A 7637-nucleotide genomic window follows, 5' to 3' on the forward strand; every position below is an offset into this window, starting at 1 on the left:
CGCCTCCTCTGGGGCGCGGGCCGTCGCCCGTACCCAAACGCTCCTCAAGGGCAGCAACGGCGCCGGTACGGTCCGCCGTACGGTGCTCCCCGGCGGCCTCCGGGTCGTCACCGAGACCCTGCCCTCCGTACGCTCCGCCACCTTCGGCATCTGGGCCAACGTCGGTTCGCGCGACGAGACCCCCACGCTGAACGGCGCGACGCACTACCTCGAACACCTCCTCTTCAAGGGCACCGCCAAGCGCAGCGCCCTCGACATCTCCGCCGCGATCGACGCGGTCGGCGGCGAGATGAACGCCTTCACGGCGAAGGAGTACACCTGCTACTACGCGCGGGTCCTCGACACCGACCTGCCGCTGGCCATCGACGTCGTCTGCGACATGCTGACCGGCTCGCTGATCACCGCCGAGGACGTCGACGCCGAACGCGGCGTGATCCTCGAGGAGATCGCGATGACCGAGGACGACCCGGGCGACTGCGTGCACGACCTGTTCGCGCACACCATGCTCGGCGACACTCCCCTCGGCCGCCCGGTCCTCGGCACCGTCGACACCATCAACGCGCTCGACCGCGGCCGGATCGCCCGCTTCTACAAGAAGCACTACGACCCCACGCACCTGGTCGTCGCCGCCGCGGGCAACATCGACCACGCCACGGTCGTACGGCAGGTCCGCAGGGCCTTCGAGCGGGCGGGCGCGCTCTCGCGCACCGACGCCGTCCCGGTCGCCCCGCGCCAGGGCTCCCGCACGCTGCGCACCGCGGGCCGGATGGAGCTGCTGAACCGCAAGACGGAACAGGCCCATGTCGTCCTCGGCGTACCCGGCCTGGCCCGCACCGACGACCGCCGCTGGGCGCTCGGCGTGCTCAACACCGCCCTCGGCGGCGGCATGAGCTCCCGTCTCTTCCAGGAGGTACGGGAGAAGCGCGGCCTCGCCTACAGCGTGTACTCCTACACCTCGGGCTTCGCCGACTGCGGCCTCTTCGGGGTGTACGCGGGCTGCCGGCCCAGCCAGGTCCACGACGTCCTCAGGATCTGCCGGGACGAGCTCGACCGGGTGGCCTCCGAGGGGCTCAGCGACGAGGAGATCGGCCGCGCCGTCGGGCAGCTCTCCGGCTCCACGGTCCTCGGCCTGGAGGACACCGGCGCGCTGATGAACCGGATCGGCAAGAGCGAGCTGTGCTGGGGCGACCAGATGTCGGTCGACGACATGCTGGCCCGGATAGCGCAGGTCACCCCCGACGACGTCCGCGCCGTCGCGGGCGAGGTCCTGGGACACCGCCCCTCCCTCTCCGTCATCGGTCCGCTCAAGGACAAGCAGGCAGCCCGCCTCGAAGAAGCGGTCGCCTGACCGTCGAGGCGGTCTTGCGACCCATCCGCCGACTCTTGACCCACCCGTTAAGGAAGCAGAGCAATGAGCAAGCTGCGCGTGGCCGTTCTCGGCGCCAGGGGCCGGATCGGCTCCGAGGCGGTGCGAGCCGTCGAGGCCGCCGACGACATGGAGCTGGTGGCCGCCCTCGGCCGGGGCGACAAGCTGGAGACCCTCACGGATTCCGGCGCCCAGGCCGTCGTCGAGCTCACCACCCCCGCGTCGGTGATGGACAACCTCGAATTCTGTGTCCGGCACGGCATCCACGCCGTCGTCGGCACCACGGGCTGGACCGACGAACGGCTCGCGCAGCTGAACACCTGGCTCGCCGCCTCCCCGCGGACCGGTGTCCTCATCGCGCCGAACTTCTCCATCGGCGCCGTCCTCACCATGAAGTTCGCGGAGCGGGCCGCCCGCTACTTCGAGTCCGTCGAGGTCATCGAGCTGCACCACCCCAACAAGGTCGACGCCCCCTCGGGCACCGCCACCCGCACCGCCCAGCTGATCGCCGAGGCCCGCCGTACGGCCGGTCTCGGCGATCAGCCGGACGCCACGGCCACGGCCCTGGACGGTGCCCGCGGCGCCGACGTCGACGGCGTACCGGTCCACTCGGTCCGGCTCCGGGGCCTGCTCGCCCACCAGGAGGTGCTGCTCGGCGGGGAGGGCGAGACGCTCACCATCCGCCACGACTCCCTGCACCACAGCAGCTTCATGCCCGGCATCCTGCTCGGCACCCGCCGCGTGGTGACCACTCCCGGCCTCACGTTCGGCCTGGAACACTTCCTCGACCTGAACTGACTGAGCCCTGCCATGCGCGCAAAGATCACCTACTTCGTCACCGCCGCCGTCCTGGTCTTCTACTTCGTCCTGGTCGGCAGCCGCGGGTTCCTGCTCATCGAGCACGGCACCCTGCTGACGGTCACCTTCGGGGTCGCGGTACTGATCCTGCCGGTGATCGGGATCTGGTTCCTCTGGAAGAACACCCAGTTCGTCTCCCGGGCCAACGCGCTGGCCGCGCAGCTCGAAGGGGAGGGCGGCCTGCCGGTCGACGAGCTGGTCCGCACCCCGTCCGGCCGCATCGACCGTGATTCGGCCGACGTGGTCTTCGCCCGCCGCCGTGAGGAGACCGAGGACTCCCCGGACGACTGGCGATGCTGGTTCCGCCTGGCCGTGGCCTACCAGGACGCCAGGGACACCCCGAGAGCCCGCAAGGCCATGCAGCGGGCCATCGCCCTGCACGGAGCCGAGAAGGCCCGGCCCAGCACGTCCTGAACGGGCGCGCGGGGCCGGGCCTTCCGGTCGTACGGGGCCTCAGCCCTGCCGGTACTCGTCGGCCCAGGCCTCGACCGTGTCGGCCGCGCGGTCGAAGGCCTCGGACCGGCTCAGGAAGTCGGCATTGCTGTCGGTGAGCAGCGGCGAAACCGGATTGCCTCCCTGGCGTACGAGGAGCAGCGCCTGCCCCTGGACCGTACGCGGGAAGCCGAGCCACTTCACCGGCTGCTGCACCGTGCGGACGGCGGTGACCCGGTTCCACGGCACGGTCACCGTGCTGAGGAAGCCGACCCGGCGCACGCCGTGCCGACTCACCCAGGCGCCCATTCGCAGCAGCCGCAGGGCACAGGCGATGATCACCAGGGCCAGCCCCAGACACACCACCGCCCCCGGCAGCTCCGCGGCGAATGCGATGACCATGCCCGCCAGCAGGACGAAGGACGCCAGCAGCAGCGCGGAGGCCGATGCCGCGACCCGCCAGGGCCCGGGGCGGTAGGGGCGTCGCCAGCTGTCGTGGTCGTCGAACGGCAGCGCGATGTCCTCGGCCTGCGCGTCAAACGCGCGGTCGGCCGTCAGGAAGGGCAGGGGCACGTCTGATCCTCACTCACAAGCACACTCGATTGCTGTGCCCGGTGAGGCTACCGAGACGATCACGGCCGGACCACCCCAGGGGGCCCGTACGAGTCACTGCCCCTGGGACGCCTCGGCCTGTTCCGTGTGCACGGGCCCCTGGGAGGGGCTGAGCGCGGGCAGGCCGAGAATCAATGCCCCGGCCAGGCCGGCTATCACCGTCAGCCCCACGAGGGAGCGGGCGGTTATTTCGGAGACGCTGGGCCGCTGCCTCGGCGGCGGAGTGACATTACTGCGGAATCGGTCGCTCTCGGCCACGAACGAGAACGGAACGGATTCACGCCGGCGGAACATGAGGAAGGTCTCCTTGAACTCTCTTGTGGATGCTGCTATTGAGTCAGACGCGCGAAGGGGCCGATCGGTGCCCCGAATCGCCGAATTCGTCGAAGAAATCCCGGCACGGCCCTTCCGACCTGCTTGTCAGTGGCGGCCCGTAGAGTGGGCGCCGCCCGAGCGACGCGATTGGAAGGACCCCGCCGGTGACCGAGACCCCCGAGCCCGCACAGCCCAGCTTCCGCAGTGATGTCACCGTTGAGCTGGTGAAACACGCCGCGGGCGACTCCGACGTCCTGTTCGCCGCCCGTGTCTCCACGGCCGGTGAGCAGTCCCTGGAGGAGGTCACCAAGGATCCCGAGCGCTCCAAGGGCCTCATCAACTTCCTGATGCGCGACCGCCACGGCAGCCCGTTCGAGCACAACTCGATGACCTTCTTCATCAGTGCCCCGATCTTCGTGTTCCGGGAGTTCATGCGCCACCGCGTCGGCTGGTCGTACAACGAGGAATCCGGCCGCTACCGGGAGCTGCAGCCGGTCTTCTACGTTCCCGACGCCTCCCGCAAGCTCGTCCAGCAGGGCCGCCCCGGCAAGTACGAGTTCGTCGAGGGCACCGAGGCCCAGCTGGAGCTCACCGGCCGGACCATGGAGGACTCCTACCGCCGGGCGTACGAGGCGTACCAGGAGATGCTCGCCGCCGGGGTGGCCCGCGAGGTCGCCCGCGCGGTGCTTCCCGTCGGCCTCTTCTCCTCGATGTACGCCACATGCAACGCCCGCTCGCTGATGCACTTCCTCGGTCTGCGGACCCAGCACGAGCTGGCCAAGGTGCCGTCCTTCCCGCAGCGCGAGATCGAGATGGTCGGCGAACAGATGGAGGAGCACTGGGCCCGGCTGATGCCGCTCACCCATGCAGCCTTCAACAAGAACGGACGCGTCGCCCCGTAAGCGGTGTCCGTATTGCGGCGTTTCGTGAAGTTCATCTAGGCTGATCAAACGGACCCGGCACTGCTTGAACCCCCGAGCAGGCAGTGCCGGGCTCCTTCTGCTTGTCCCCCCGAGGGGGCAGTCCCGGCTGAGCAGCGAGTAGCGTGTTACCCATGGCTCCGATCTCCACTCCGCAGGCCCCCTTCGGGCGGGTCCTCACCGCTATGGTCACGCCCTTCACGGCGGACGGCGCACTCGACCTCGACGGTGCCCAGCGGCTCGCCGCCCATCTCGTGGACGCAGGCAACGACGGCCTGGTCGTCAACGGCACCACCGGCGAGTCCCCGACCACCAGCGACGCGGAGAAGGACCAGCTCGTGCGAGCGGTCCTGGAGGCGGTGGGGGACCGGGCCCACGTCGTCGCGGGCATCGGCACCAACGACACCCGGCACAGCATCGAGCTCGCCCGCACCGCCGAGCGGTCCGGCGCCCACGGCCTCCTCGCGGTGACGCCGTACTACAACAAGCCGCCGCAGGAAGGGCTCTTCCGGCACTTCACGGCCATCGCCGACGCCACCGGCCTGCCGGTGATGCTCTACGACATCCCTGGCCGCAGCGGCGTGCCGATCGACACGGAGACGCTCGTACGCCTCGCCGAGCACCCGCGTATCGTGGCCAACAAGGACGCCAAGGGCGACCTCGGCCGTGCCAGCTGGGCCATCGCCCGCTCCGGCCTCGCCTGGTACTCCGGCGACGACATGCTCAACCTGCCGCTCCTCTCGGTCGGCGCCATCGGCATCGTCTCCGTGGTCGGCCACGTCGTCACCCCGGAGCTGCGGGCCCTCATCGAGGCGCACACCTCGGGCGACGTCCAGAAGGCCACCGAGATCCACCAGAAGCTCCTGCCGGTCTTCACCGGCATGTTCCGCACTCAGGGTGTGATCACCACCAAGGCCGCGCTGGCCCTCCAGGGCCTGCCCGCAGGTCCGCTCCGCCTCCCCCTGGTGGAGCTCACCGCCCAGGAAACGGCCCAGCTCAAGATCGATCTCGCGGCCGGCGGGGTACAGCTGTAACCACGGACTTCACAACTGAATAAGCGAAGAACACTCGCAAGCAAGGCATCACAGACAACAGCAAGTGCACGAATGACATGCGCGCCACGTGCCCAAGCGGTACGTGGCGCGCGTGGTAAGGAGAGTCTTTTGAGTCATCCGCATCCCGAACTCGGCACCCCGCCGAAGCTCCCGAAGGGCGGACTTCGCGTCACCCCGCTCGGCGGCCTCGGCGAGATCGGCCGCAACATGACGGTCTTCGAGTACGGCGGCCGCCTGCTCATCGTCGACTGCGGCGTCCTCTTCCCCGAGGAGGAGCAGCCCGGCGTCGACCTGATCCTGCCGGACTTCACCACGATCCGGGACCGCCTCGACGACATCGAGGGCATCGTCCTCACGCACGGCCACGAGGACCACATCGGCGGTGTCCCGTACCTGCTGCGCCTGAAGCCGGACATCCCGCTCATCGGTTCCAAGCTGACCCTCGCGCTGATCGAGGCGAAGCTCCAGGAGCACCGCATCCGTCCGTACACCCTCGAGGTGGCGGAGGGCCAGCGCGAGCGCATCGGCGTCTTCGACTGCGAGTTCATCGCGGTCAACCACTCGATCCCGGACGCTCTCGCGGTCGCCATCCGTACTCCCGCGGGCCTGGCCGTGGCGACCGGTGACTTCAAGATGGACCAGCTCCCGCTGGACGGCCGTCTCACGGACCTGCACGCATTCGCCCGGCTGAGCGAGGAGGGCATCGACCTCCTCCTCTCCGACTCGACGAACGCCGAGGTCCCCGGCTTCGTGCCGCCCGAGCGCGACATCTCCAACGTTCTGCGCACGGTGTTCGCCAACGCCCAGAAGCGCATCATCGTGGCGAGCTTCGCCAGCCACGTCCACCGCATCCAGCAGATCCTCGACGCGGCACACGAGTACGGCCGCAGGGTCGCCTTCGTCGGCCGGTCCATGGTCCGCAACATGGGCATCGCCCGGGACCTCGGCTATCTGAACGTCCCGGCGGGGCTGATCGTCGACGTACGGACCCTCGACGACCTGCCGGACGACGAGGTCGTGCTGGTGTGCACCGGTTCCCAGGGCGAGCCGATGGCCGCGCTGTCCCGGATGGCCAACCGTGACCACCAGATCCGGATCGTCCAGGGCGACACGGTGATCCTCGCGTCGTCCCTGATCCCGGGCAACGAGAACGCGGTCTACCGCGTGATCAACGGCCTGACCCGCTGGGGCGCCAACGTCGTCCACAAGGGCAACGCCAAGGTCCACGTCTCGGGCCACGCCTCGGCCGGCGAGCTGCTGTACTTCTACAACATCTGCAGGCCGAAGAACCTGATGCCGGTCCACGGCGAATGGCGCCACCTGCGGGCCAACGCCGAGCTCGGCGCGCTCACCGGGGTGCCCAAGGACCACATCGTCATCGCCGAGGACGGCGTCGTCGTCGACCTGGTCGACGGCAAGGCCAAGATCGTCGGCAAGGTCCAGGCGGGCTATGTCTACGTCGACGGACTCTCCGTCGGTGACGTCACCGAGACCTCGCTCAAGGACCGCCGCATCCTCGGCGACGAGGGCATCATCTCGGTCTTCATCGTGGTCGACAGCTCCACCGGCAAGATCGTGGCCGGTCCCCATATCCACGCACGGGGCTCCGGCATCGACGACGCGGCGTTCAACGCCGTCGCGCCGAAGATCGAGGAAGCGCTCAACAAGTCCGCGCAGGACGGCGTGATGGAGCCGCACCAGCTCCAGCAGCTCGTCCGCCGCACGGTGGGCAAGTGGGTCTCCGACACCTACCGTCGCCGGCCGATGATCCTTCCCGTCGTCGTCGAGGTCTGATCGCCGACAGGCACGAACACGGGAGCGGGGCCCCGATTTGCATCGGGCGCCCCGCTCCAGTACGTTTACGGCTCCGCCTGAAGGGAACAGCCACGCACACTCGTGTGCCTCGGCCGTCCCGGACTCGGCGGGAATTCCGACTCAGAATCTCTGATAAAGTCGGATCCGCCGAAAGGCAAAGACCTTCCAACAGGTCACCGGAATTCAAATTCGGACCGGAAACGGAACGAGAAAGAGTCTGGTAAGGTTGGAACCGCCGGAAAGGGAATCGCGAAAGCGAGGAAC

At 69.0% G+C, this 7637-nt stretch carries 8 protein-coding genes; 6 read left to right on the forward strand and 2 right to left on the reverse strand.

The genetic code is table 11. The annotated features are described in order from the left end of the window. The 3 genes from ACFCV8_RS34650 to ACFCV8_RS34660 all read left to right on the forward strand — a co-directional run. Nucleotides 1–1348, forward strand: a 1348-nt coding sequence (locus tag ACFCV8_RS34650; protein WP_376689490.1) for a M16 family metallopeptidase, incomplete at its 5' end; no start/stop codon positions are given. Nucleotides 1349–1411: 63 nt separating this feature from the next. Beyond that, on the forward strand, nt 1412–2164 hold the full coding sequence (gene dapB / locus ACFCV8_RS34655) for a 4-hydroxy-tetrahydrodipicolinate reductase (protein ID WP_376689491.1): 753 nt from the start codon (nt 1412–1414) through the stop codon (nt 2162–2164). A 12-nt stretch (nt 2165–2176) separates the two neighbouring features. Then, nucleotides 2177–2638 carry a hypothetical protein gene (locus tag ACFCV8_RS34660; protein ID WP_376689492.1) on the forward strand — a complete coding sequence of 154 codons (462 nt, stop codon included), beginning with the start codon at nt 2177–2179 and terminating at the stop codon, nt 2636–2638. 39 nt (nt 2639–2677) lie between these two features. Here the strand turns inward: ACFCV8_RS34660 and ACFCV8_RS34665 are convergent, their stop codons facing one another. Then, entirely contained in the window at nt 2678–3229 is a 552-nt protein-coding gene (locus ACFCV8_RS34665) for a hypothetical protein (RefSeq protein WP_376689493.1), read from the reverse strand. Nucleotides 3230–3322: 93 nt separating this feature from the next. Continuing rightward, nucleotides 3323–3562 (reverse strand): hypothetical protein, encoded by a 240-nt coding sequence (locus ACFCV8_RS34670; RefSeq protein ID WP_376689494.1) that lies wholly within the window; start codon nt 3560–3562, stop codon nt 3323–3325. A 185-nt stretch (nt 3563–3747) separates the two neighbouring features. On the opposite strand from ACFCV8_RS34670, the gene thyX reads away from it, so the two are divergent. From thyX to ACFCV8_RS34685, 3 genes are all read left to right on the forward strand, one after another. Then, nucleotides 3748–4485, forward strand: a complete 738-nt coding sequence (gene thyX, locus ACFCV8_RS34675) for an FAD-dependent thymidylate synthase (RefSeq protein WP_376689495.1) — start codon at nt 3748–3750, stop codon at nt 4483–4485. Between the two features lie 152 nt (nt 4486–4637). Beyond that, complete coding sequence (dapA, locus tag ACFCV8_RS34680; RefSeq protein WP_376689496.1) at nt 4638–5537, forward strand: 4-hydroxy-tetrahydrodipicolinate synthase; 900 nt, start codon at nt 4638–4640, stop codon at nt 5535–5537. 129 nt (nt 5538–5666) lie between these two features. After that, nucleotides 5667–7352, forward strand: a complete 1686-nt coding sequence (locus ACFCV8_RS34685; protein ID WP_376689497.1) for a ribonuclease J — start codon at nt 5667–5669, stop codon at nt 7350–7352. Nucleotides 7353–7637: the final 285 nt, after the last annotated feature.

This window comes from Streptomyces sp. NPDC056347, assembly GCF_042262625.1.
Classification (GTDB): Bacteria; Actinomycetota; Actinomycetes; order Streptomycetales; family Streptomycetaceae; genus Streptomyces.

What these genes read in the sequence shown, in the direction of transcription:
- dapB (WP_376689491.1), top strand. Translation starts at nt 1,412, where the DNA reads ATGAGCAAGCTGCGCGTGGCCGTTCTCGGCGCCAGGGGCCGGATCGGC.
- ACFCV8_RS34660 (WP_376689492.1), top strand. Translation starts at nt 2,177, where the DNA reads ATGCGCGCAAAGATCACCTACTTCGTCACCGCCGCCGTCCTGGTCTTC.
- ACFCV8_RS34670 (WP_376689494.1), bottom strand. Translation starts at nt 3,562, where the DNA reads ATGTTCCGCCGGCGTGAATCCGTTCCGTTCTCGTTCGTGGCCGAGAGC.
- dapA (WP_376689496.1), top strand. Translation starts at nt 4,638, where the DNA reads ATGGCTCCGATCTCCACTCCGCAGGCCCCCTTCGGGCGGGTCCTCACC.